Source organism: Paraliobacillus quinghaiensis (genome assembly GCF_003426025.1).
Taxonomy (GTDB): Bacteria; Bacillota; Bacilli; order Bacillales; family Amphibacillaceae; genus Paraliobacillus_A; species Paraliobacillus_A quinghaiensis.
This window is the reverse complement of record NZ_QJSH01000012.1, coordinates 72,179-95,438: the sequence shown is the minus strand read 5'-3', so window position 1 is coordinate 95,438 and position 23,260 is coordinate 72,179. Positions and strand designations below refer to the sequence as shown.

General features: G+C 36.0%; 26 protein-coding genes, 11 tRNA genes and 1 rRNA gene. 3 read left to right on the top strand and 35 right to left on the bottom strand.

Annotated features, from left to right (window positions below; translation table 11 throughout):
• From D2K40_RS09850 to D2K40_RS09790, 13 genes are all read right to left on the bottom strand, one after another.
• Nucleotides 1-92 (bottom strand): 16S ribosomal RNA (locus D2K40_RS09850); the annotation flags it as partial.
• An 88-nt stretch (nucleotides 93-180) separates the two neighbouring features.
• Nucleotides 181-257 (bottom strand) — tRNA-Ile (locus D2K40_RS09845).
• Nucleotides 258-266: 9 nt separating this feature from the next.
• Nucleotides 267-340 (bottom strand) — tRNA-Gly (locus tag D2K40_RS09840).
• Nucleotides 341-391: 51 nt separating this feature from the next.
• Nucleotides 392-468: transfer RNA gene (locus D2K40_RS09835), tRNA-Pro, on the bottom strand.
• Between the two features lie 4 nt (nucleotides 469-472).
• Nucleotides 473-549, bottom strand: a tRNA-Arg gene (locus D2K40_RS09830).
• Between the two features lie 59 nt (nucleotides 550-608).
• Nucleotides 609-695: transfer RNA gene (locus D2K40_RS09825), tRNA-Leu, on the bottom strand.
• Between the two features lie 8 nt (nucleotides 696-703).
• Nucleotides 704-776: transfer RNA gene (locus D2K40_RS09820), tRNA-Lys, on the bottom strand.
• A 213-nt stretch (nucleotides 777-989) separates the two neighbouring features.
• Nucleotides 990-1,064: transfer RNA gene (locus tag D2K40_RS09815), tRNA-Gln, on the bottom strand.
• A gap of 5 nt (nucleotides 1,065-1,069) precedes the next feature.
• A tRNA-Asp gene (locus tag D2K40_RS09810) sits at nucleotides 1,070-1,146 on the bottom strand.
• 21 nt (nucleotides 1,147-1,167) lie between these two features.
• Nucleotides 1,168-1,239, bottom strand: a tRNA-Glu gene (locus D2K40_RS09805).
• 16 nt (nucleotides 1,240-1,255) lie between these two features.
• Nucleotides 1,256-1,346 (bottom strand) — tRNA-Ser (locus D2K40_RS09800).
• 2 nt (nucleotides 1,347-1,348) lie between these two features.
• Nucleotides 1,349-1,423: transfer RNA gene (locus tag D2K40_RS09795), tRNA-Asn, on the bottom strand.
• A gap of 312 nt (nucleotides 1,424-1,735) precedes the next feature.
• Nucleotides 1,736-2,182, bottom strand: a complete 447-nt coding sequence (locus D2K40_RS09790; RefSeq protein ID WP_117155474.1) for a SprT family protein — start codon at nucleotides 2,180-2,182, stop codon at nucleotides 1,736-1,738.
• A gap of 85 nt (nucleotides 2,183-2,267) precedes the next feature.
• Here D2K40_RS09790 and cmpA point away from each other — a divergent pair, with 85 nt between their 5' ends.
• A complete protein-coding gene (gene cmpA / locus D2K40_RS09785) occupies nucleotides 2,268-2,384 on the top strand; it encodes a cortex morphogenetic protein CmpA (protein WP_117155472.1) in 117 nt (38 codons plus the stop codon).
• A 22-nt stretch (nucleotides 2,385-2,406) separates the two neighbouring features.
• Here cmpA and D2K40_RS09780 read toward each other — a convergent pair whose 3' ends face one another.
• From D2K40_RS09780 to acpS, 15 genes are all read right to left on the bottom strand, one after another.
• Entirely contained in the window at nucleotides 2,407-4,581 is a 2,175-nt protein-coding gene (locus tag D2K40_RS09780; protein ID WP_117155469.1) for a Tex family protein, read from the bottom strand.
• Nucleotides 4,582-4,986: 405 nt separating this feature from the next.
• Nucleotides 4,987-5,583, bottom strand: a complete 597-nt coding sequence (locus tag D2K40_RS09775; RefSeq protein ID WP_117155467.1) for a PP2C family serine/threonine-protein phosphatase — start codon at nucleotides 5,581-5,583, stop codon at nucleotides 4,987-4,989.
• The gene (gene sigB / locus D2K40_RS09770) at nucleotides 5,583-6,374 is read right to left on the bottom strand and encodes an RNA polymerase sigma factor SigB (RefSeq protein WP_117155465.1); all 792 of its coding nucleotides are present in this window, start codon (nucleotides 6,372-6,374) and stop codon (nucleotides 5,583-5,585) included. Before sigB ends, D2K40_RS09775 begins: the two co-directional genes overlap by 1 nt.
• A complete protein-coding gene (gene rsbW, locus D2K40_RS09765) occupies nucleotides 6,346-6,822 on the bottom strand; it encodes an anti-sigma B factor RsbW (RefSeq protein ID WP_117155463.1) in 477 nt (158 codons plus the stop codon). The genes sigB and rsbW overlap by 29 nt, the downstream gene beginning before the upstream one ends.
• On the bottom strand, nucleotides 6,822-7,157 hold the full coding sequence (locus D2K40_RS09760; RefSeq protein ID WP_117155461.1) for an STAS domain-containing protein: 336 nt from the start codon (nucleotides 7,155-7,157) through the stop codon (nucleotides 6,822-6,824). The genes rsbW and D2K40_RS09760 overlap by 1 nt, the downstream gene beginning before the upstream one ends.
• A 54-nt stretch (nucleotides 7,158-7,211) precedes the next feature.
• Nucleotides 7,212-8,225, bottom strand: coding sequence for a PP2C family protein-serine/threonine phosphatase (locus tag D2K40_RS09755; protein ID WP_117155459.1), 1,014 nt, complete (start codon nucleotides 8,223-8,225; stop codon nucleotides 7,212-7,214).
• Between the two features lie 21 nt (nucleotides 8,226-8,246).
• Entirely contained in the window at nucleotides 8,247-8,648 is a 402-nt protein-coding gene (locus tag D2K40_RS09750) for an anti-sigma regulatory factor (protein ID WP_117155457.1), read from the bottom strand.
• Between the two features lie 3 nt (nucleotides 8,649-8,651).
• Complete coding sequence (locus tag D2K40_RS09745; RefSeq protein WP_117155455.1) at nucleotides 8,652-9,008, bottom strand: STAS domain-containing protein; 357 nt, start codon at nucleotides 9,006-9,008, stop codon at nucleotides 8,652-8,654.
• A gap of 5 nt (nucleotides 9,009-9,013) precedes the next feature.
• Complete coding sequence (locus D2K40_RS09740; RefSeq protein ID WP_117155453.1) at nucleotides 9,014-9,883, bottom strand: RsbT co-antagonist protein RsbRA; 870 nt, start codon at nucleotides 9,881-9,883, stop codon at nucleotides 9,014-9,016.
• Between the two features lie 209 nt (nucleotides 9,884-10,092).
• The gene (locus D2K40_RS09735) at nucleotides 10,093-10,443 is read right to left on the bottom strand and encodes a type II toxin-antitoxin system PemK/MazF family toxin (RefSeq protein WP_117155451.1); all 351 of its coding nucleotides are present in this window, start codon (nucleotides 10,441-10,443) and stop codon (nucleotides 10,093-10,095) included.
• Between the two features lie 4 nt (nucleotides 10,444-10,447).
• Nucleotides 10,448-10,729, bottom strand: coding sequence for a CopG family ribbon-helix-helix protein (locus D2K40_RS09730; RefSeq protein ID WP_117155449.1), 282 nt, complete (start codon nucleotides 10,727-10,729; stop codon nucleotides 10,448-10,450).
• Nucleotides 10,730-10,889: 160 nt separating this feature from the next.
• The gene (alr, locus tag D2K40_RS09725; RefSeq protein WP_117155447.1) at nucleotides 10,890-12,017 is read right to left on the bottom strand and encodes an alanine racemase; all 1,128 of its coding nucleotides are present in this window, start codon (nucleotides 12,015-12,017) and stop codon (nucleotides 10,890-10,892) included.
• A 761-nt stretch (nucleotides 12,018-12,778) separates the two neighbouring features.
• On the bottom strand, nucleotides 12,779-13,798 hold the full coding sequence (locus D2K40_RS09720) for a LolA family protein (protein WP_117155445.1): 1,020 nt from the start codon (nucleotides 13,796-13,798) through the stop codon (nucleotides 12,779-12,781).
• Between the two features lie 53 nt (nucleotides 13,799-13,851).
• Nucleotides 13,852-15,366, bottom strand: a complete 1,515-nt coding sequence (locus D2K40_RS09715; RefSeq protein ID WP_117155443.1) for an NAD(P)H-hydrate dehydratase — start codon at nucleotides 15,364-15,366, stop codon at nucleotides 13,852-13,854.
• A 67-nt stretch (nucleotides 15,367-15,433) separates the two neighbouring features.
• Entirely contained in the window at nucleotides 15,434-15,799 is a 366-nt protein-coding gene (gene acpS / locus D2K40_RS09710; protein ID WP_117155441.1) for a holo-ACP synthase, read from the bottom strand.
• Between the two features lie 146 nt (nucleotides 15,800-15,945).
• On the opposite strand from acpS, the gene D2K40_RS09705 reads away from it, so the two are divergent.
• Nucleotides 15,946-16,716, top strand: a complete 771-nt coding sequence (locus D2K40_RS09705) for a rhomboid family intramembrane serine protease (RefSeq protein ID WP_117155439.1) — start codon at nucleotides 15,946-15,948, stop codon at nucleotides 16,714-16,716.
• A 69-nt stretch (nucleotides 16,717-16,785) separates the two neighbouring features.
• On the opposite strand, the gene cshA is transcribed toward D2K40_RS09705, so the two are convergent.
• A complete protein-coding gene (gene cshA, locus D2K40_RS09700; protein WP_117155437.1) occupies nucleotides 16,786-18,255 on the bottom strand; it encodes a degradosome RNA helicase CshA in 1,470 nt (489 codons plus the stop codon).
• A 647-nt stretch (nucleotides 18,256-18,902) separates the two neighbouring features.
• On the opposite strand from cshA, the gene D2K40_RS09695 reads away from it, so the two are divergent.
• A complete protein-coding gene (locus tag D2K40_RS09695; RefSeq protein ID WP_117155435.1) occupies nucleotides 18,903-19,763 on the top strand; it encodes a DegV family protein in 861 nt (286 codons plus the stop codon).
• Between the two features lie 33 nt (nucleotides 19,764-19,796).
• On the opposite strand, the gene D2K40_RS09690 is transcribed toward D2K40_RS09695, so the two are convergent.
• From D2K40_RS09690 to D2K40_RS09665, 6 genes are all read right to left on the bottom strand, one after another.
• Nucleotides 19,797-20,504, bottom strand: coding sequence for an alpha/beta hydrolase (locus D2K40_RS09690; protein ID WP_117155433.1), 708 nt, complete (start codon nucleotides 20,502-20,504; stop codon nucleotides 19,797-19,799).
• Nucleotides 20,505-20,608: 104 nt separating this feature from the next.
• The gene (locus tag D2K40_RS09685) at nucleotides 20,609-20,989 is read right to left on the bottom strand and encodes a YppG family protein (protein WP_117155431.1); all 381 of its coding nucleotides are present in this window, start codon (nucleotides 20,987-20,989) and stop codon (nucleotides 20,609-20,611) included.
• Nucleotides 20,990-21,050: 61 nt separating this feature from the next.
• On the bottom strand, nucleotides 21,051-21,293 hold the full coding sequence (locus D2K40_RS09680; protein WP_117155429.1) for a glutaredoxin domain-containing protein: 243 nt from the start codon (nucleotides 21,291-21,293) through the stop codon (nucleotides 21,051-21,053).
• Between the two features lie 223 nt (nucleotides 21,294-21,516).
• The gene (locus D2K40_RS09675; protein ID WP_117155427.1) at nucleotides 21,517-21,981 is read right to left on the bottom strand and encodes a MarR family winged helix-turn-helix transcriptional regulator; all 465 of its coding nucleotides are present in this window, start codon (nucleotides 21,979-21,981) and stop codon (nucleotides 21,517-21,519) included.
• Nucleotides 21,982-22,251: 270 nt separating this feature from the next.
• The gene (locus tag D2K40_RS09670; protein ID WP_117155425.1) at nucleotides 22,252-22,746 is read right to left on the bottom strand and encodes a GNAT family N-acetyltransferase; all 495 of its coding nucleotides are present in this window, start codon (nucleotides 22,744-22,746) and stop codon (nucleotides 22,252-22,254) included.
• Nucleotides 22,747-22,891: 145 nt separating this feature from the next.
• Nucleotides 22,892-23,212, bottom strand: a complete 321-nt coding sequence (locus tag D2K40_RS09665) for a thioredoxin family protein (protein WP_117155423.1) — start codon at nucleotides 23,210-23,212, stop codon at nucleotides 22,892-22,894.
• Nucleotides 23,213-23,260: the final 48 nt, after the last annotated feature.

Sequence of the window (23,260 nt, the reverse complement as noted above, 5' to 3'; positions counted from 1 at the left end):
CCGAAGGGGTCATCTTGCTTCCCGCGCTCGACTTGCATGTATTAGGCACGCCGCCAGCGTTCGTCCTGAGCCAAGATCAAACTCTCCATAAAATGCGAGCTTGGTTGCTCATTTAAAATACTAGCTTATTTCTTACTTAACATACTGGTTGTTTCGTTCAGTTTTCAAAGATCAAAATTATGGTGGGCCTGAGTGGACTCGAACCACCGACCTCACGCTTATCAGGCGTGCGCTCTAACCAGCTGAGCTACAGGCCCATTTTATAATGGAGCGGGTGAAGGGAATTGAACCCTCGACATCAGCTTGGAAGGCTGAGGTTTTACCACTAAACTACACCCGCATCATATGATAAAATGGTTTAAAATTAAATCTTATTTTGGAAAGTCACTCATGGTCGGGAAGACAGGATTTGAACCTGCGACCCCTTGGTCCCAAACCAAGTGCTCTACCAAGCTGAGCTACTTCCCGGTAATGGCGCGCCCGAGAGGAGTCGAACCCCTAACCTCTTGATCCGTAGTCAAACGCTCTATCCAATTGAGCTACGGGCGCTTGTTAAAGCGACATTTTTAAATATAACACAACTCGTTATAAAATGTCAACAACTTTTTTGGTGCGGTTGAGAGGACTTGAACCTCCACGGGTTATTCACCCACTAGGCCCTCAACCTAGCGCGTCTGCCATTCCGCCACAACCGCATAATTGATGAGCCATGGAGGATTCGAACCTCCGACCCTCTGATTAAAAGTCAGATGCTCTACCAGCTGAGCTAATGGCTCATGATTTATTAGATCACATTAGATGAAAATGTTTGATATGTCTTCCCACCTAGAACCTTATCAAAAACTCCCAGGTTTCAAACGTTTGGTCAACATAGATCATGGCGATAACATTTAAAATACTGTTTCTCCTATCAATAGAAAACCCTTCGAAAACAATTACGTTTCAAAGGTTTTAATAGTAACAACATATATAAATGTACTTTACTAAAATGGCTGGGCTAGCTGGATTCGAACCAGCGCATGACGATACCAAAAACCGTTGCCTTACCGCTTGGCTATAGCCCAAAAAATGGCGGTCCGGACGGGACTCGAACCCGCGACCTCCTGCGTGACAGGCAGGCATTCTAACCAACTGAACTACCGGACCTATTAATTTGTAAAATAAAAGTGACCCGTACGGGATTCGAACCCGTGTTACCGCCGTGAAAGGGCGGTGTCTTAACCGCTTGACCAACGGGCCATACAAAAATGTTAAATGGCGGAGAAGGAGGGATTTGAACCCTCGCGCCGCTTACACGACCTACACCCTTAGCAGGGGCGCCCCTTCAGCCACTTGGGTACTTCTCCAATGGCTCCACAGGTAGGATTCGAACCTACGACCGATCGGTTAACAGCCGATAGCTCTACCACTGAGCTACTGTGGAATAATCACTTATTAGCGACCTTAAATATAATACTATATATATTTATTAGTGTCAACAGTTTTTAAAATATTTTTTTGTGTCAGAAACATTAAAGTAACATGAACACAACAATTACATTTTACTAATAAACTATTGCACAGGTCAAGTCTATCTAAAAAATAATTCGCTTTTCAAATGCTTATATAATTTAACATGAATTCTTATAGTTCGTCAATATTTTTTTGAAAAGAAAACAAGATAGATTAAAAAGTTGCACTTTACCTCATTTAAACTATTACCTAGAGCACACTTATAATACTATAATGCACAATGTTATTGTAACTCTTTTAATTTTCCAGCACATTTACCACAACGATATTTATTCAGATTTATTCTTCGCTTTCTAGGATACTTCTGTCCACAAGAAGTACATTTGTACATATGTAATGGCTTATTAATCATTGTGGGTAGTGGCTTACAATGCCGAGGGGAACCAGTCTGTTTTAGTATTTTTTTAAATTCTGGATCACCATGGTTATAACCTTTTCCTTCTATATGTAAATGATAATGACATAACTCATGTTTAATAATCCCATAAAACTCTTCTATATCTAACTCTTGTAAATACTTTGGATTTAATTCAATCTTTCTATCAACAGGCAGATATCTCCCTCCCGTTGTACGAAGCCGTTTATTAAAAGAAACCGCATCTACATATGGTTTATCAAAAAACTTAAGTGATAAGGTATTTACTAGTTGTTCTAATTCGTATTGTTCCATTTGTATCACACTCCCTATCTTTCACATTTCACCCTAACAAAACATACGCTATACCACCACACATATATATTAAGGAGGAATTGTTATGCCTAATTGGCTCAAAACACAAATGACAAATGCCTTCCAAGAAAAAAACATACAACAAATTAAAATATTAAATCAGTGCTGGTTTTTCTATTTAGATAAAAGGATATCGAATTAATTCGATATCCCTTTTATCTTTTCTAACCCTCTTTAACCATTGTTAAAGCAATGCGTTGCTTCTGTTCATCCACCTTATCTACCCAAACGGTAACAACATCTCCTACTGCAGCAATATCCATTGGGTGTTTCACAAAGTTTTTCGACATTTTTGATATATGAACTAGTCCATCTTGTTTCACACCAATATCTACAAATACACCAAAGTCTACGACATTACGAACTGTCCCTTGCAATTCTAACCCAGGTTGTAGATCTTCCATTGACAAAACATTTTTCTTTAATAGCGGTTTTGCCAAATCATCACGCGGATCTCGTTCTGGACTTCCTAACGCCTTAATGATGTCTTCGAGTGTCAATTTCCCTACTTCTAATTTTTCTGTAACAACCTCAATATCAAGTTCGTTTAATTGTTTTTTCAACTTTTCAGTCCCTAAATCAGCTGTTGTACAACCAATCATTTTTAATAAAGACTTTGCATCTGCGTAGCTTTCAGGGTGAATTGGTGTACGGTCAAGCGGCTCTTTTCCATCAACAATTCTCAAGAAACCGATACTTTGTTCATACGTTTTACTACCTAAACGCGGAATTTTCTTCAATTGCTTCCGTTCTGTAAACTTCCCTAGTTCTTCTCTTTCTTTAATCACATTGTTTGCTACCGTCTTACTTAGCCCAGATACATATTGCAGTAAAGATGTAGAGGCAGTATTTACGTTCACCCCTACTTGGTTTACTGCTGTCTCCACAACAAACTTCAATGATTCATTCAAGCGTTTTTGACTAACATCATGCTGATATTGCCCAACACCGATTGATTTCGGATCAATTTTTACTAATTCTGCTAATGGATCCTGTACCCTTCTCGCTATTGATACAGCACTTCTTTCTTCTACTTGCAAATCTGGAAATTCTTCTCGTGCTAACTTAGATGCCGAGTAAACACTTGCACCCGCTTCATTTACAATCATATATGCAACGGAAAGGTCATGTTTACTTATTAAGTCAGCAATGAATTGTTCTGTTTCCCTTGATGCTGTTCCATTTCCAATAGCAATTAATTCGACTGGAAACTGTTTTAAATAACCTAACACCATCTTCTCCGCTCCAGCAACATCATGTTTTGGGGCAGTTGGGTACATAACGTTGATAGCATGTACTTTTCCCGTTTCGTCTACCACTACTAGCTTACAACCTGTACGAAAGGCAGGGTCCACACCTAAAATCATCTTACCTTTTAAAGGTGGCTGAAGTAATAGATTTTTTAAGTTCATAGAAAAAATATCAATCGCTTGTTCTTCTGCTGTTTCTGATAATAAGTTACGCACTTCGCGTTCAATTGAAGGTTGGATTAAACGTTTGTAACTATCCACTATCGCTTCAGTAATAAATTCACGCACTTCTTCTGTTGCGTGTGCTTTTATTACTTTTCTTTTAAGGTACCCTTCTATCGCGTCAACAGGCGGAAGAATTGAAACCTTAATAATTCCTTCTTTTTCGCCACGATTCAATGCCAAGATACGGTGTGAAACAATTGAGCGAATCGGCTCTTCGTAATCATAATACATTTCAAAGACACCTTTTTCGTCATCCGCTTTTTTCTTTTCTTCTGACTGTATCTTTCCTTGTTTATACGTTTTGTCTCTTATGTATTCTCGGTATGCTGCCTCATCAGAGATCCACTCCGCAATAATGTCATTTACACCCGCTAAAACATCTTCAATGGAATGGAGTTCTTGTTCTTCAGAAAGATAGGCTTCCGCTTGTTGCCTGATAGCTATCTTTTTTTGTTGCCAAATTTCTTCCGCTAAAGGTTCTAGACCCTTCTCCTTTGCTACGGTTGCTCTAGTCCTTCTTTTTTGTTTATATGGTCGATAAAGATCTTCAACTCGTTGTAATTGTGTTGCTTCAGTAATATCTTTTTTTAGCGATTCTGTTAATTTCCCTTGTTCATCAATCAGACGTATAACTTCTTGTTTTCTTTCTGCCAGATGATTTGCATATTCCCACTTATCTTGAATTGTTTTTATCTGAACTTCATCCAAAGCTCCTGTTTGTTCTTTTCGGTAACGTGCAATAAAAGGTACGGTGTTGCCCTTCTCCAATAATGAGATCACTTCATTAATTGATGAGCTTTTAATATTTGTTTCTTTCACAACCCATTCAACAAGTTCTTTACTTTGTACTGCTGATTCTGCCACACTATTTCCTCCTATCTGTTCTTCTATATAGTATCAAATTCCACAGTTTTTGCATAATAGAGACAAAACTTTTATAAACTGTCATTTCTTTTAGAAAGTCGTATAGATACATCATGCGTCGTAAATAAAGATATGAATTCCATACCCGCTCCATCAGTGAGATGGACTCGCTTTCCGTGGGCTCAGTCTAAAGCTTTCGTTGGTAAAGAAAAACACTTTACCAAGTGGATCTTCGACTTGTGGGACTGCGGAAAGGGAACCAATTTTATTTAAGGAGCGGTAACCTCCGTTACTAATTGTTGACTTAGCGAATTAGATTCTTATTGCACATTTTTCTATTATCTTCACTAATAACATTGTCTTAACAACAAAAAGAAGCTCTCATCGATTAGTGATAAGAGCTTCTCATTCAGTATATTTCATGGCAATAAGTGTTGTATCATCATGTTGATTTGGTTCTACATACCGAGAAAACAAATCAGTTATTTCAAAAACATCTTTTCCTAAGAAGAAGTTATAAGACAAATCTTTTGAATTCACTCCATCTGAAAACATTAAAAATATCATGTCTTCTGATAACTTATCTCGTAACACTTTCAATTTTTTTGGAGAACTACCCAAATACCCTGAGTTGGGTATGTTTCTTTTCTTGTTAGAATCAGAAGTTACAGTCATCAAACCTATATTACCAATAGACGAAAAGGTATAGGTTTTTTCTCGCAAATCAATTTTAAGTACACCTATCACAACACCACGTTTACCAACTAAACCTTTATTACATAATTTAATGATCTGTTCTACAGAAGCATCAACATTTAATTCAATAATATCCATAACAGCTTGAGAAGATTCTTTCGCATGTTCTCCACTCCCCAAACCATCTGCTAACGCACAAATAAATGCATCTTCTGTTTCTTTATAAAAATAACTATCTCCACAGTAATAATTACCGACTTTTGGTTTTTGAAAAACAGAGGTCTGTATTGATTTATTTTTATTCACTAGTTATAAACTCCTGTATCACTTTCCGGAAGCGCTTCTCGTAATTTCCTAAGTGCCCGCCTCTGAATTCGCGATACGTGCATCTGCGATATATCAAGAAGTTCTCCGGTTTCTTTTTGACTTTTGTTTTCAAAATACGTAAATTGCAGAATCTGTTGTTCCCGTTCTGTTAGAAGGGGTAACACTTTTTCAAGTAGCAATCTGTGCTCTGTATTTTCAAAGCCATCATCACTATTTCCGATCAAATCTAATATAGAAACAGTACTTCCATCTGAATCCGCTTCAATCTTCTTATCAACCGAGAGAGCTTTATAACTTTGACCCATCTCCATTGTTTCCAATACTTCTTCATCCGACACCTCTAAATAAGAAGCAATTTCACTTACAGAAGGCGAACGTTGGTTTTCAGTTGTCAGCTCTTCTGTTGCCTTTTTTATCTTTGGTCCTAATTCTTTTATTCGACGAGGAACATGTACACTCCATGTTTTATCTCGAATGAATCGTTTAATTTCACCAATAATCGTGGGGACAGCAAACGATTCAAATGATTTACCTAATGTTGGATCATACCTTCTAATTGCAGCTAATAATCCAAGCATCCCTACCTGTACCAGATCTTCATGGATCATGCTGTTCTTGGCATATTTCCGCGCGATAGAATGCACCAGATCTTGATATGCTAAGACGATTTTTTCTTGGATTTCTTCGTCTTTTGGGTTTTCTTGCAGATGCTTTATCCACTGGTAAACCTCATCCCCACGCTTATTGTGTGGTTGAGATCTGGTCGTCATCTAGCCCCACCTCATTTGCATAGAGATATTTTGTCATCAAGACAATCACACCATAATCATTTTTAATTTCAACCTTATCCATTAATGCTTCAATTAGAAATAAACCAAAACCACCTTCACGAAGGTTTTCAATTGATTCAGATTGGTGATAAGGACCAATCCCTTCTTTTACATTTGATAAGTTAAAGCTACCTCCATGATCAGCAACCATAACTTCTAGACGGTTCTCATATATACCAAAACCTACCGTCACATCTCCTTCTTCACTCTTTTTATAAGCATGTGTTGTTGCATTAGTCATAGCTTCAGAGATTGCCACTTTCAAATCTTCAATCTCTTCATATGAAAATCCCATCCTATTTGCAATTCCGGAAATACTTAATCGAACAACACCTACATATTCAGGTTTTGCCGGCACCTTCATTTCAACAAAATCAAAATTTTCCATCAGTTACCACCCCGAACTGTTGATTCAATTGTTATGATGCTATCTAAACTAGTTATCTCAAATAGACGACGTACTCTATCTTGTAATTGAATTAATTTTAATTCACTATCATATTCCTTTGTTGATTTTAACGCACTTATAAAGACACCTAAGCCTGTACTATCCATATAATTTATTTGCTCTAAATCAACAATAACCTCAGCTCCAGGCTTTTTCGTTAAAGGTAATAACGCATCCTTTAGCTTTGGCGCAGTGTAAGCATCAATCTCACCCCTTAACGTTAAGGTTATAGTTTGGTCTTCTTCAACCACTTCAACATCCAAGTTGATATTCATAGGTTAACCTCCATATAAATAATATCTCAATTCTTTACCCTCTTAATAAACTACTTAAACTTCTTTACGTATGATAATCAATGTAAAGTCATCTCTAAACTGAAATTCTTGTAACCGTTCAAAATGCTTATACACTTGTTCCACAGCTTCTTGCGCTGGTAATTGAATATACTTTTTGATCACTTGTAATATTTCGTCTCGTTCAATAAATCGATCTCCAATACGACATTCCGTTACACCATCTGTTAATAAGATAATACAATCATTCTTTTTAATCTTTCTTTCAAATTGTCGATATGTCGCTTGATCCGTTGCACCTAACACCAAACCTCTAGCTTCAATTTCTTCAAATTCATCCTGATCGCCATGATAATAGAATCCCGGCTCATGACCAGCAGAAGCATATGAGAATGTTTCGTTCCCTGGGTTATACAGACCATAAAACATCGTAATAAACATACTAGGATCTACATTTCGTTCAACAACTCGGTTTAAATTTTCTAAAATAGCACTAGGATTCCGTTGATTTTCAGGAAAACTATCCATTGAATACTTAATCATCGACATGGCTAATGCAGCAGGGATCCCTTTTCCAATAACATCCGCTATCGCTATACCAAGTGTATCATCCTCTTTATCAGTTACGAAATGGTAATAATCCCCACTCATTTGGTTTGCCGGTACACTAATAGCTCCAATATCTAATCCTTTTATTTCTGGCTTTACAGTAGATAATAAGGTTTGTTGCATACTAGCAGCAACTGATATTTCAGATTGTAACTCTGACTGCTTTTCACGAAGTGTTTGAAACTCTTGATAGGCCAAACCATAAGAAATCATTGCCTCTAATAAAAAGTTCAGCGAGTCGTTAACTTCTTGCGTTAAGTCTGGATACAACTCTTTTAGTGCCTCGATATGGACATGGATAATCTCTTCCGGCGATATATTATGTTGCATTGATAATTTGCTAAACTGTTCTGCTTGATAAAGTGCTGTCTCATTTTTTGTAAGTAAATATTCTTTTAACAAACTACGATAATTATCTAAATCAAGCTTTGTATTTTCCAAATAAGCACCTCCTAGCTAACTCTACCGCACCCATTTCGAAGCACGGATTTCAGTACCTTCACCCACTTCTGATATAATATCGAAATGATCCATCAGACGCTTCACACCAGGAAGTCCTGCACCTAATCCTCCAGAGGTTGTATAACCATCTTCCATCACTTGACTAATGTCACGAATACCTGGACCTTCATCAACAGCAATTATTTGCAGCCCTTTATGTTCGAAGTCATCGACAATTTCAAAACATATCTTACCAGTTCCTGCATAGAGATAAATGTTCCGTGCAAGCTCTGAAATAGCGGTTGCTATACGTGCTTGATCGACTGTACCAAAACCTATTTCTTTTGCCTTTTCTCGACCTAGTTGCCTGGCTCCCACAATATCCCATTCTTTTCGTATATTAACGCAGGGTTTGAAGTCCATTAATCAGTCCTCCAGTTCCTGGCGAAGTTTTATTAACCCTTGCTCTAAGTCCAAAGCAGTTTGTACATCCTGAAGATGAATACCTAGATCAATCAATGTCATAGCAACTGCCGGCTGAATACCAGTTAATACAACTTTTGCCCCCATTAAATCAGACATTGTAACCACATCACCTAATACCTTTGCAATAAAAGAATCAACGATGTCTACTGATGTCAAATCAATCACGACACCTGTAGCTCCGCTTTTATGGATTTTATTTAATAAATCTTCTTGAAATTGAATTGCTGTTTGATCATCCAAATCAATTTGAATGGAGATCAATAAATAATTTTGAAGCTTTAAAATTGGTATTCTCAATGCGCTCACCCCTTATCTAAAGAATCTAATAAGTTCTCTATAGTTTGATCTTTCTCTTTTGAATGAACAATTTTTCGATCCGTTAATTCTAACGCTGTTTCAAACCCTTTTCTAAGCGAGCTTTTTGTTGGAAATTTACCTAAATCAATTCCTAAATTCACAATTGTTTGTGCTATTTCCGGTCTTATTCCAACTAAAATACAAGTAGAGCCGATCAGGCGTACAGCTTCTGACGCTTGAATAATATGGTGAGCAACCATGGTATCTACAACAGGAACACCAGTTATGTCAATTAAAACGACTTCTGAATTATGTTTAATAACACCATCTAACAAGTTTTCCATAATTAACTTAGCACGTTCAGTATCAATCGTACCTATTAACGGCATAATCGTAATATTTTTCATAACTGGTATAAGTGGTGCCGATAACTCTTGTAAAGCCACACGCTGCAATGACACAGTATGTTCCCAACTTCCAGAGTACTCATTTACTAATCGATTAATTATTGGATCAATCCATTTATCGACCATATCCAATACATCAGAAAATCGATCTGAATCTATTTTTTCTGATTGACTAAGAATAAAATCGATTGTAACGCGGCGGAATGTTTGTAAACCGTCTGTCAGGTAACTTAATGGCCACCCCAAGTTAATTAAACGTTCTGAAAAATCATCAAGTTCGGTTGTGAAGCCTTGTTTATCTACACTTGAAAAAATTAAATTGATAAATTCTCTATTAGTACTGCGAAATAATTCATCAGATATTGCAGAAGTATAATCAGATTTACGTTTCTCTGAGACTTGTTCTAACCAATGCTTAATGATTACATCACTATTCTCAACTACTATTTCTTCTAGCCTTTTGTTCATATTAATCTTCCCTTCCATTTCCCTTAGCATTTTTTGCTAAATAATGAATCTTCGAACCATTATATTAATAATTTATCATTATTAATCAAACAGTTCTACAAAAAACCACTATATTCTTTAAACTATTCAGTTTTTCGACTAATTAATCTACAAAAAAAAATAGAAAAAATCACTTGTCATACAAGCATTTTTTCTATCACTAGTTTCATTTAGAAATCAGATAAGCCTAAACTGATCTCCAATGCTTTATCAATTTTTTCCATCATATTGTTGTCCAATTGTGTTATCTTGTCTGTTAAACGTTGTTTGTCAATCGTTCGAATCTGTTCTAATAAAATAACTGAGTCTCGTTCAAAACCGTATTTTTTCGCATCAATTTCTACATGCGTTGGTAACTTTGCTTTTTGAATTTGTGCAGTAATAGCCGCAACAATAACTGTAGGACTAAAACGGTTACCAATATTATTTTGCAAGATTAATACTGGACGCACGCCTCCTTGCTCAGATCCAACAACAGGAGAAAGATCGGCGAAATAAACTTCGCCTCTTTTTACAATCAAATTTTTACACCCCGCTCACTAAGCGCTCAAGGGTGTTTTCTGCCTCCTCTTCAGCTTGAAAAGCCTCTGAAGCAATATTTAAGTTGATTTTAGCCATTTCCATATAGCCTCTTTGCATAGATTCACGAATATGCCTTTTTTTCTTATCCCGTATATAGGATTTCGTTGCTTGATAAATAAAATCACTCAGATCACTGTTCTCATTTTTCATTAGACAGTCCACCTCATTCAGCAGATTCTTAGGTAATCGAACAACAATTTCTTGTACGTTCTCTGACAAAACCATGCACCTCCACTACATCTACAAGCCCATTTATTAATCCACTAATATCATATCATTCTAGAAAGTGCTTTGCAAAGGCATTTTTTATAGTTTTTTATTTTATTAACAAGTAATTTCATTTTCCACAACTTAAAAAGCCAAAAAATTCCTATTATTAGTTATATTATACCTTTGCACCTTTATAAAAACGAGGAATACGATCACTAAACATACATGCTACTTCATAATTAATCGTTCCTAATCTTCCTGCAATTTCATCCATTGTTATTATTTCTTTATCTTGCTCACCTATTACGATTACATGCGTTCCAATTGGATAATGTTGATCTAATTTTACCATACACTGATCCATACAGATCTTTCCTACAAGCGGCATTCTCTTTCCGTCCACCAACACTTCACTATCTTGTAATTTGCGATCTAAGCCATCTGCATAACCAAGCTGAATTGTACCTATCCACTCTTCTTCAGTCGTGGTATAGGTCGCACCATAACTAATCGACTTACCAGGCGGAACCTTTTTCACATGTACTAATCGCGCATGTAAAGATAAAGCCGGCTTCAGTCTAATCGGCATTTCATCTTTAACAACAGATGATGGATATAAACCATACATACTAATCCCAAAGCGAACATAATCTTGCATTTCTGTTGGAAAACGCATACTAGCAGCACTATTTCCCGTATGCATTATTAATTTATCCGTCCAATTAGCTTGAACAATATCTTGGGAGGATTGCCACATCGCCATTTGTTCTTGGTAATAAGCAAGCTCTGACTCATCTGCCGTCGCGAAATGTGTGAACATACCCTCTAAAAACAAACGTGGATCATTAACTTCTGTTAATATATCTTTGATTTCTTCAAGTTTTTGAATTCCGAGCCTTCCCATACCAGTATCTACTTTTAAGTGTAATTTTAATCGTTCCGTGAAATCTTGAGACTTCACTTGCTCGAGCCACTCTTTTTGAAAAAAGGTTAGTGTGATCTGCCGCTTAGCTGCAATGGATACATATTCTGGCGCAACCCAACCTAATACAATAATTGGTGCTGTTATTCCGGCTTCTCTAAGTTTAACCGCCTCTTCTAATAAAGCAACTGCCAGCGCTTCTGCTCCTGACTGTAACGCTGCTTTAGCTACTTCCACATCTCCATGTCCATAACCATTCGCTTTAACTACTGCATAGATTTTAGTTGTGTTAGAGAGGCGTTGTTGTAATTGATTAACATTATAACGAATCGCGTCTAAATCGACTTCAATCCAAGTAGGACGATATGATACTTGCCTCATGTACAACCTCTCCTTCTATCTATTAATTATAATTATTTACCTCTATTAAATTGATGTCAACTTTATTTTAAAATTAAATGCGCAGAAAACAGAAAATGTGAAATAGACACTTGATGTACTTAACAGCAGAATTTAGATAAAATGCGTATTAAATCTTTTGACCCGCTCCTCAAATGAAATTGGTTCCCTTTCCGCAGGCACGGCCTCAACTAATTTTTAGAAGAAGAGCACTTCTAAAAATGGATTTTCGGCTCGCGCTGTTCCTGCAGGAGTGTCACCAATTTCATTTGATACGCTAGTCGGTACACTACGATTAATAAAAGCTTAAAATGCGAGTTAAAAACCGTCAATATTGCAATCAAAATATGAATATAGATACGCTATTTAGCGAAGGAAGCAAATGGATGACACTCCTGTGGGAACAGCTCAAGTCGAAGATCCACTTGGTAAAGTGCTTTTCTTTGCCAAGTTAGCTGAGACTGAGCCCACGGAAAGGGAATCCATTTGGTGACGTAGCGGGTTAGTTACTTACATTAATAGTTATTGCTCATTTTATATCAACTTTGAATTAATATAATTCCTTTTTTTAGCTACACTAGATAAAAATAAAAGCAGAGCCCCAATAGATAGAGGTTTCTGCTTCATTTACACTATTTAATTCTAAACTTAGCAGCGATTCTTGTGAAAGCAGAGACCTTCTTACTTATTATATCGCGCAAATTTTCTATTAATCATATAGGATTTGTCACCGCTCTGCATTATTATTTTGTCTCTTGTGCAGTAATAGAAGTAGCTACCTCTATCATCTCTTCCTTAGTTAAATCTTCACTTGCTAAATAATATTCAGAACCTTGATAGCTCCATTCTAGTGCATTGTCCGTTTGGGCTGCAACAGTAAAACCTAAGCTAACTGGTTCTCCATTGACCATCTTCGGTTGCATCGCAGTAGTCTCGAATGCTTCAGGCTTCTCTTGAACCAATGTAAAATTCTTATCTCCTTGATAAGACAACATCACACGCTTGCCGTTTTCTGTATCTACTTCAGTTGTTTCAACAAGTTCACTGCCTAATAATTCTGTTGGGTATAAAACAGTTAATTCTTGTTCAGCAATATTCCCTTCTGCCATTACAGGAATGCCAAACAAACTACTTGTCATGTTATTTTCCATTTCAAACATATTCTCTTCAAATGTTGGATTTAATTTAAAATTAGTAAACTCAACCTCCACCAAGATTTCACCATCTTGATCTAAAACTTTTACCATTACAGGAGTAAATTGTTTTTTATCAAAATAGATTTCTTGTTTTGGTAATGTAGTGTTGTTTTGATAATTAGTTTTTGTTTCAAATACATAATATTTTTCAGTTGTCTTAAAGGTTGCATCTCCATCATTTAAGATATCCGTGACAAGGGATTGATAGAGGTAAGGCTGACTACTGTTTGTTGGCCAATCACTTTGAAATTTAAAACTTTTATTCAATGCAGGCGTTAATACAAATACACCATCATCATTTTTCAGAATGATTTGACTTCCCTCTTCATCTTGGTCATTTTTAAGCAAGACACGATAATATGCTTTCTTTTTATGGGCGATATCAATCACATAGCTTTGCTCTTTTTCGCCAGTTTGTAGGCGCATATTTGCCTGTGTTTGATAACCATTCATTTCTTCCAATGTCTCTTCTATTTTAGTAATGACATCCTCTTTTGATTTCTCTCCACAGGCAACTAACAACAGCAATGACATAATAACGATTCCAAAGCTGAAAATTTTTCTCATGGTCACAACTCCTTCGGCTCAATTCCAAGGACAAAGGGAATGAACGCACCACTTCAATCAAATGTACGAAATACGGAGGATATACCTTCAATAACGTCGGTCGCAATTAAGTCATAGGTAGAGTGACGTTCTTCCACAAGCAGGTCAGCTGACTTTCCAAGAAAATAACAACTGTTTGCTAATGCTACGCTTATAGATTGTGGTTGCAACACCATAGCTAGAATTATGCCAGATAAGACATCACCACTTCCACCTTTAGCAAGCCCCGGATTACCGGTTGTATTTACCCATTGATTGCCACTAGGATCTGTCACAATCGTGTTTGCACCTTTAAGTACGAGATACACCTGATATTTTTCAGCGAATTCTCTTGCTACATCGAATGGATTTTCTAATATAGTAGCTATTGAACATTCTAATAACATTGCCATCTCGCCAGGATGCGGTGTTAAGATTGTAGGTGAAGTACGTTTTTGTAACATACCTAGATCACCCTTTAGATGATAGAGACCATCGGCATCTACAATAACTGGTAGCTCTGCCTGACGTAATAATTTCTTTGTATAATCACTTGTATCAGTGCCTCTCCCCATCCCTATTCCAATGGCAATTGCATCATAGCTATCTATATCTATTTCTTGGTCATTTGTTATCCAGCCATCTTCGTCAGCTAAACGCATAAACGTTGTTTCAGAACACTGTGCAGCAATGGAAGGGACAACACTACTAACTGTACCTACAGTCAGTAACCCTACTCCAGATCGTAAAGCTGCTTTTGCTGTCATGGTGATTGATCCAGGCATTAGACTACTACCACCGATTATCAGCCCTCTTCCATGACTCCCCTTGTGTGCAGAGCGCTCTCTTTTGGGTAATGTGGTTTGTACATCGTCCGCTTCCCACGTACGTCTTATTAATCCTTGTGGAGTAGCGTCTAATGGCAACCCAATTGATACAATGCTCCACTCACCATAGAATTGTCGATAGGCTGGAATAAAGGTACTTAACTTAGGCATTTCTACCACATACGTATAATCTGCTTTAATCGCTACATCAAAGTCAGAGTTTCTTTCTGCTGGGACGCCACTAGGAATATCTACTGCAATTATCAATCCAGGTGCATGGTTCACTGCATGAACGACTTCTTTAAACGGAGGACGCAACCGACCTTTAACACCAATCCCTAACATTGCGTCTACAATAATACTTGCTTTTGAAATGTCAGTGAATACAGAAGGTGCAGTGAAAGGCTTAATGCGATCGCCATATTGTTCGTACACTTTTTTATGATAAAGCGCATCCCCTTTAATCTTGTCATCTGCAACTAACTGAACTACTTCCACCTGGTACCCCTGATTTGATAATGTACGCGCAACGACAAATCCATCGCCACCATTACTACCACTTCCAACAAGCACCAAGATCAGATCTTGTTTACTTGCATATGTTTTAACTTTTTCCGCAATAGCACGTCCTGCGCTTTCCATCAAAACAATCCCATGTAACCCTTTTTCCTCCATTGCAATCCGATCGATTTCGTACATTTCTTTTGCGGTAACGATATTCATTTAATTCCCTCCTACCCGCACTAAACTATATGAGACAACCTTCCTAATTATGCAGACTAGCCTTATTCTACTCTTTACGTGATTGCTCAATTATAACTTGAGAAACTACGTATAGATCACTATGTGATATCGATACAAATACATTATCCACAGTAGACTCAGAACGAATAATTGGCGCCCCATGTACGTTTGTCTGCACCTCAATATCATGCCAACCTAATTTTCCAATCCCTGTACCCATTGCTTTAGAGAATGCTTCCTTTGCTGCAAATCTACCTGCTAAAAATTCTATTTTTCTTTTTTCATTATCACATTGTAACCATTGTTTTTTTTCATTTGCTGTTAATATTTTATCTGCAATTCGTGCATTACGATTAACAATTTGTTTAATGCGTTCTATCTCAATAATATCTATTCCAATTCCAAGTATCATCTTATTCCATCCTTTTTTTACTATCTATTGTTTAGTATAACGGAATTTAACTTTCTTAAGCCAGAGATATTAATTGTGAATTAATATCCAGATGGTATATGATAGACATTAAGCAAATGTATAAACGTACACAAAGGAGTATGACTATGTTTTTTCGAACAGAAACCTTTAAGGGTTTTATTAAATCTTATCCTACTGTTTCAATTATTATAGGGATTCAGCTATTTGTATGGCTTTCCGTTTTTTTATCTAGTCCACTAGGTGATTGGTTCTATGCATGGGGAATTGGTTGGAATGCCCGAATTCAATTCTTTGGGGAATATTGGCGATTTATCACACCTATTTTTCTCCATAATTCAAATGGTTTTATGCACATTTTATTTAATTCCTTTTCTCTTGTTTTATTTGGTCCCGCATTAGAGCAAATGCTTGGGAAATGGAAGTTTGTTTTCACTTATTTGTTTACTGGTATTGCCGGGAATGTTTTCACTTATTTAGTTGAACCGACATCCAGCCAATGGCATCTTGGAGCATCTGGCGCGATATATGGTTTAATTGGATTATACATCTACATGGCTTTTTTCCGTAGGGATCTAATCGACCCTTCAAGCAGACAAATTGTGATTACTATCGCTGTTATTGGTTTAATCATGACTTTTCTTCGCCCTAACATTAATATCTATGCACACTTATTCGGCTTTATTGGTGGCCTTTCCTTAGGGCCAATTATCTTAACTAAAGTACGAGCATATTCGCCTTGGAGAAATCAGCAACGCACAACCAGGGAGGACAATGTTGGTTTTAACCCAAACAGATGGAAAAAAAGAAGGTATTCAGTTGGCAAAAATACCAGCTCTATTATTTGGGGAGTAATCATAGCACTTGTTATATTAGGTTTCTTAAGTAGATTTTTCTAGTTAGAATTAGAATTACCGCTTAATTAAAAAAAGCCAGTATGAATGTAAAAATTCATACTGGCTTTTTTGTTACCCTTTGTTATTGTTGTTAGACTTGTTTGAACCTCGTTTATTCTGAAACTTGCGGTTCCCTCCACTTGGCTTTCCTTTACGAGAGAAGTGACGCTTGTTATCACCACGATAGTTATTACGCTTGCCTTTGTCTTTACCACCTTTGACACTTACTGGTTGAACAGATGTCAATGTTACAGGGGCTTGACGACGTTCTTTCGTCATTAATTTCAAGGCTGCCGCAACAACTGTAACAGAATCATGTTGCTCCAACAATTCTGCTGCTGTTTCACGATAGTCTTGTGTGTTCTCATTTTCGATGGTTTGATTTAATTTATCCATCGTTAATTGTTGCTGTCCACGACGCGCTTCATCAGATGATGGTACTTGCATACGCTTCATTTTACTTTTCGTAACTTTTTCAATTAAGTGTAAATGTGGTATCTCTCTTGGTGTGATGAACGAGATTGCCTGACCACCTTTACCAGCTCTTCCAGTACGTCCAATACGGTGTACATAGCTTTCTGGATCTTGAGGTACATCAAAGTTATAAACATGTGTAACACCTGAAATATCTAAACCACGGGCAGCTACATCTGTTGCAACTAAAATTTCAATACGTCCATTTTTAAATTTATTTAAAACAGACATACGCTTTCCTTGTGTTAAATCACCGTGAATTCCTTCTGAGCTAAATCCACGTGCTTGTAGTCCTTCTGTTACTTCATCTACTCTCTTCTTCGTTCTTCCAAAGATAATTGCTAACTCCGGTGAATGAATATCAAGAAGGTTAGTTAATGTATCAAATTTTTGTCTCTCATTTACTTCAACAAAAAACTGATCAATGTTTGAAACAGTCATCTCTTTTGTTTTAACTCTAACTTCTGCTGGACTCTTCATCAATGTTGCTGCAATATTTCTTATCTCTTTAGGCATTGTTGCAGAGAATAAAAGTGTTTGGCGGTCTTCCGGAATTGCTTTTAGGATATCACGAATATCATCGATGAAACCCATGTTAAGCATTTCATCCGCTTCGTCTAATACTGCTGTATGAACATTTTTAATGTTAATTGTTTTACGACGAATATGATCTAACAAGCGACCTGGTGTTGCTACAACGATATGTGGACCATCTTTTAACCCACGGATTTGGCGATCCATTTGTTGACCACCATAGATTGGAAGTGTACGTACACTTTTAAATTTTGCTAAACGATGAAGTTCCTCTGAAACCTGAATCGCTAGCTCTCTTGTTGGCGCTACAACTAATCCTTGGATTTTTTTCTGACTCTGATCAATTTTCTCGATCATCGGAATACCGAACGCTGCTGTTTTACCAGTCCCTGTTTGTGCTTGTCCGATTACGTCTTTTCCTTCTAAACCTAATGGAATTGTTTGTTCTTGAATTGGTGTTGCTTCCTCAAAGCCCATTTTTTCGAGCGATTTCATAATGGGGCTAGAAATACCTAGTGATTGAAATGTTGTCAATTTCTTTTCAAACTCCTTCTTTTTTTGATCTCATATTTAGCACGTTTATACACGTTAACAAATTTAGTATGTTAAGACGTTTATCATTTTTATATTTGAAAATTAAGGTGGCATAAAATACCACGTACATCTAAGCATCTGATGTTTATTGAAAACAACTTTTTATAAGTCAGACTCTGCTTTTATTATAATACATACATTTTATAGGATATGTTTTACATTCCCTAAGAAAATCGTACTTTTCATTAGCATCTATCGCTGAAAGAGGTGCTTTCAATCAATGAATCATTAACGTGAAAAAAGCCTTCTTCCACACTTATGGGAAAGGGCTTATTAGCGAGCACTCAATGGATTACTACATCTTACCATACTCTCTCCACTAATTCTACCTATAATACATATTGATTTCAAACATTACACACTGATTTGACAAAATGTGCAGAAAAGGAGCAAGAAAGAAAATTGACTCCTTCACACTATTCTCTAATATATTTCCCAATAGTTCATTCTATTTTTTGATTTGCAGCATTAAATTATACATTGAATAATAAATTGTATTTAACCAGTTAAAAAGAGTTTTATTCACATCTTCAATACGTATAAAAGATGCTATAATAATACTATTAATAAAAAAATTAGGTGATAAAATGCAAATACAACTTATAACAGATAGTAGCGCAGATTTACCGATCGAGCTAAAAGAAAAACTAAAAATTAAAACAATTCCACTCTATGTTCATTTTGGTAAAAAACAATATGCTAGTGATGAGTTGGATACATTTACTTATTTCAAAAAAATTAGAGAAGCAACTGATTTTCCGATTTCATCAGCACCAGGTCCACATGTGTATTATGAGCTGTTTAAAGAAGTACCAAAAGATCAGGCGATAATTTTCATGGGAATATCTGCAGGGATAAGCAGCGCCTATAATAATGCTGTTATGGCTATGAACTTACTACTCGAGGAACAACCTGAACGAAAAATTGAAGTTATTAATACAAAAACAGCTTCTCCTGGATTAATCCTCTTGTTAGATGAAGCAGGAAAGAGAATAGAAGACGGTTACAATTTTGATGAACTTGTTAAACATTTATATGACCGTGTTGAACACACTGCCACTTTTTTTATATTAAAAACAGTAGAGAACTTAGTACGTGGTGGTCGATTGGATAAAGTGAAGGGTGCAATTGCTAAAACATTAAATATTAAATTACTGTTATATGCTGATAAAAATGGACGGGTAGAAGTAATGGAAAAGATTAGAGGAGATAAAAAAAGCATTAGACGCTTTATTGCACAAATTGGGGAATATGTTTCTTCTGCTGAAGACAAAGTTATTACACTAACTCATTGCCAAGCAATAGATCGTGCCAATCACATAATTGAAGAGATTAACAAAAAGTATTCGTTTAAACAAACAATTCTATCAGAAATAGGTCCAGTCATTTCAACACATGCTGGAGAAGGTGGTATTGTTATCTCGTTCTTTAAAGATAAGCGAGATTAAAAGCACGTTAAAAGAAAAAGCAGCTTCTTCAATTTAAGCATTTGAAACTGCTTTTTCTTTTTTTCCAAAAAACGTATGAACCGCTGCACTTAATACGTCCTTATCTTCACCTAAGCAAATCAAATGTTTTGAATCATAATAGTAGATCACTTCGATTTCTACTGGAATTTCCTTATCTAAATAATGTGTTGTAGTATACGGAACTACACCATCCTGGATACCCTGCGCTACTAAAACAGGACAAGTTATCTCCTGTAAATAGGGTTTAGTAAATCTCATACATTTGAGAAATTCAATATATGCACCAAAAGGGATTGCCCCTCTTTTGTGTTGGTAATTTTGATACAAAAAGTTATCTTCTAATTCACCGGCAATTTTATCTTTAATGATATGTCCTAAGTCTAAGGTGATCTGTTTCAAATTAAGATACTTACGGGATGGTGATAATAAAACTAATTTAGCTACATCATATTTTGCAGCAAGGTAGGAAGCAATCATACCGCCCATTGAAAAGCCAATTAAATAAATGTTATCTACTTTTTCATTTAAATCAGCAAAAGCTTCCTCTGCCTTTTCTATCCATTCATTAAATCCTACTCCATCCAAAGCTAAATCCTTTCCATGACCAGGTAGTGTAGGAACTTCAATTTGCCAATCCGTTTGACTTCTTAAATAATCAGCTAGTGGCTCAATTTCATATGCTCCACCTGTAAAACCATGAATACACAAGCACCCATTCATGAATTCTCCCTCTTTCTATGGTAATTTGTATCCTACTTTACCCATTTACATACGATATCATCCATCAAAACAAAAAAACCCTGTCAGAAATGAAGACAAGGACTTTATTTAATTCCTTTCATAAAGGAGCCGATCCCTTTAATAAGCGGCGAGACTTGTTGGTAGGTATTTGCAACCTGACCAACCGTATTTAGCATCTTATCAAGGTCAATCTGCCCATCTTTATCTTGAAAATAGTTTATAAAACCTTTTGCTTGTTGGCCATAAGAACCATTCATAGTTGATTCAGGATACCCATCAGATGGTTGAGCAGGCTTTGCAAAGTATTGATAAGGTGGAATGTTGTGTGTTTGCTGGGGCGGTTGTAAGTTAGCTAAAGGTGGATATGTGTTTTGTTGTTGCTGCGCCATTTGATAGGGATTTACTGGTTCATTATAATAATTCCCTTGATAGGGTTGAAACGGTTGTTGCGGTGCTCTTCTCATTTAGACCCCCCTTTATCAACAATTTCACTATTATTGTATGCGGAAATCAGTAAATCGTTAATTATACATAATGACGTAAAATATCCATTAATCTACTCTTTTGATAACCTAAAACCTTCTTATTATTGACCATAGCCACTGGTGTTGCATAAATTTTTTGTTGTTGTAATTCTCTCATATAATCTTTATTTTCTGTAACATTTTTTCTTTCATGCTTAACACCTAACTCTTCTAACAAATGAATTAATTTATTAGATTCTGTACAGTTATTACTTACGTATACCTGAATATTTTCTTCATGCATCTCTGCTCATCTTCTTTCTTTTGTATTTTTCGTGATGCTTCTCGTCACAGACATTCATGTTGTTAGGGGTAACCCATAATATTAGATACCCATTATATGTATTGCTAAACTTATTAATTTTTTTAACGAACAAAAAAACGTCTATCATTGATAAACGTTTTTGATCGACGGATAGTCAACTCATTATACTTACGAGTTTTAATATCATAATTACATATTAAAATCACTTTATTTGATCTGCATAGGTTCCTAGTTTTTTCAGTAATTGAACTGCTTGAACTTTTTCCTCTTCTGTTAACCCATTCGTTATAGATTCAATTTGTTTCCAATGATCTGGGAAAATATCATTTAACAATACTTCTCCCTTTTCAGTGATCGAAGCATAAGTAATTCGTCGATCGCTTTCGGAAGGTACACGTTCAATGTAACCTTTCTTCTCTAATTTATCAACAACATAGGTAATACTACCACTCGCTAATAAAATTTTGTCACCAATTTTTTGTAATGTTTGGTCTCCTTGATGATACAACAACTCTAGTACACCAAAATCCGTTGTATTTAGACCTTTTTTTCTAATATCGGCAGCTACTTGATCTGCAACGGAGCGGTATGCCTTTGATAATACAACAAATAATTTTAAGGAGGGATCTTCCTTTTTCTTTTTGTATAATTCCTTCTGTTTATCCATCTGTTTTCCCCTCTCTATTTACAAAATATTAAAATATAAAAGAGCATGCTATTCTATTGCATTTTGATTGAAAAATTGTTCAAAGTTAGATTGAGGTGTGATAATTATTAAAAGCATCACCAAACTAATCACTGGATTTACAATGCTATTAACGATACAAAAAAATAATAGCACAATCCAAAACGAAATGATAATCGGTGTTTTTGTTTTTACAAATGATGTATTAACGTTTTCCTGAATATGAAAAATAAAAATTTCCCAAAACTCTTCTCATGTTACGTTTTTTTCAAAGTAATAAAGCTCTGATCCTTCATCCTCAATTCTTGCTTGGACAAATCGAAATTCATTACGTTTAAATAGTTGTTGCGCATATAGATTCTCCGCAAAAGTATCGGTATTTAGGTGTGGGATATTTTTCTTATGAGCTAATTCCTCAGCAAATTCAATAAATTGATCGGCAACACCTTTTCCTCTTGCGTTTGGACTAACAGCCAATCGCTTTAAAGTAAGCGCAAGATCATGCTCACTCCAATTAATTAAGTGATACTCCTCATGCCCTCGATTGCTTATAGTACAGGCCCCTAAAATAGCTCCTAATTCTTCATAAACATATAGTTCATCTCTGTTCAAATCTTTTTGATAATCTGATACTAATGGATACGATTCATCCCATTGAAAGCTCCCTTGAGCATGCATGACTTCTATAACTTGATCGACTACTTTCATAATAGCTCCTAAGTCTTTCTCTGTTGCTTTGCTAATCATTTTCATCCCTCGCTCTTATGTGTACTTAAAGATATTGTACTATACATCGTTAAAATTCAAACAATAAATACATCAAAAATACGGAATGGGATCCGCAAACTTCCCATGCAGATCCTCATTCCGTTAGACAATCAGATATTTGATATTAAGCTAATTCTTTTTCTAAAAAGGCAGTAACTTCTTCAGGTGATTTCGTGAATGCACTATGCTGATGGGCAAGCTTTTTACCATCTTGGAAAATTAGTAAACTTGGTATTCCCATCACTTCATTCTCCTGTGCTATTCCTTCTATCTCGTCACTATTTACCTCATACCAATCATATGCATTGTATGCTTCTAGAATATCACCAATGAACATATCCATTCGCTTACAATCTGGGCACCAATTAGCATAAAACTTTACAATTACAGGTTTATCCGAATTAATTATTTTATCAAATTCTTCTTTTGTATGAATTGCTTGCATGTATAAAACCCCTTTCCAACTCATAAATTTATCACGTGTTGTTTTTTA

Bases quoted from the DNA above. Each gene is read 5' to 3' on its own strand.
- D2K40_RS09680 (WP_117155429.1), bottom strand. From the start codon at position 21,293: ATGCATGAAGAAAATATTCAGGTATACGTAAGTAATAACTGTACAGAA.
- D2K40_RS09665 (WP_117155423.1), bottom strand. From the start codon at position 23,212: ATGCAAGCAATTCATACAAAAGAAGAATTTGATAAAATAATTAATTCG.
- D2K40_RS09720 (WP_117155445.1), bottom strand. From the start codon at position 13,798: ATGAGAAAAATTTTCAGCTTTGGAATCGTTATTATGTCATTGCTGTTG.
- D2K40_RS09740 (WP_117155453.1), bottom strand. From the start codon at position 9,883: ATGAACAAAAGGCTAGAAGAAATAGTAGTTGAGAATAGTGATGTAATC.
- D2K40_RS09730 (WP_117155449.1), bottom strand. From the start codon at position 10,729: ATGGTTTTGTCAGAGAACGTACAAGAAATTGTTGTTCGATTACCTAAG.
- D2K40_RS09690 (WP_117155433.1), bottom strand. From the start codon at position 20,504: ATGAATGGGTGCTTGTGTATTCATGGTTTTACAGGTGGAGCATATGAA.
- D2K40_RS09760 (WP_117155461.1), bottom strand. From the start codon at position 7,157: ATGAATATCAACTTGGATGTTGAAGTGGTTGAAGAAGACCAAACTATA.
- D2K40_RS09695 (WP_117155435.1), top strand. From the start codon at position 18,903: ATGCAAATACAACTTATAACAGATAGTAGCGCAGATTTACCGATCGAG.
- D2K40_RS09670 (WP_117155425.1), bottom strand. From the start codon at position 22,746: ATGATTAGCAAAGCAACAGAGAAAGACTTAGGAGCTATTATGAAAGTA.
- D2K40_RS09790 (WP_117155474.1), bottom strand. From the start codon at position 2,182: ATGGAACAATACGAATTAGAACAACTAGTAAATACCTTATCACTTAAG.
- D2K40_RS09705 (WP_117155439.1), top strand. From the start codon at position 15,946: ATGTTTTTTCGAACAGAAACCTTTAAGGGTTTTATTAAATCTTATCCT.
- rsbW (WP_117155463.1), bottom strand. From the start codon at position 6,822: ATGGAAAATTTTGATTTTGTTGAAATGAAGGTGCCGGCAAAACCTGAA.
- sigB (WP_117155465.1), bottom strand. From the start codon at position 6,374: ATGACGACCAGATCTCAACCACACAATAAGCGTGGGGATGAGGTTTAC.
- D2K40_RS09715 (WP_117155443.1), bottom strand. From the start codon at position 15,366: ATGAATATCGTTACCGCAAAAGAAATGTACGAAATCGATCGGATTGCA.
- D2K40_RS09675 (WP_117155427.1), bottom strand. From the start codon at position 21,981: ATGGATAAACAGAAGGAATTATACAAAAAGAAAAAGGAAGATCCCTCC.
- D2K40_RS09685 (WP_117155431.1), bottom strand. From the start codon at position 20,989: ATGAGAAGAGCACCGCAACAACCGTTTCAACCCTATCAAGGGAATTAT.
- acpS (WP_117155441.1), bottom strand. From the start codon at position 15,799: ATGATACTTGGAATTGGAATAGATATTATTGAGATAGAACGCATTAAA.
- alr (WP_117155447.1), bottom strand. From the start codon at position 12,017: ATGAGGCAAGTATCATATCGTCCTACTTGGATTGAAGTCGATTTAGAC.
- D2K40_RS09750 (WP_117155457.1), bottom strand. From the start codon at position 8,648: ATGGACTTCAAACCCTGCGTTAATATACGAAAAGAATGGGATATTGTG.
- cmpA (WP_117155472.1), top strand. From the start codon at position 2,268: ATGCCTAATTGGCTCAAAACACAAATGACAAATGCCTTCCAAGAAAAA.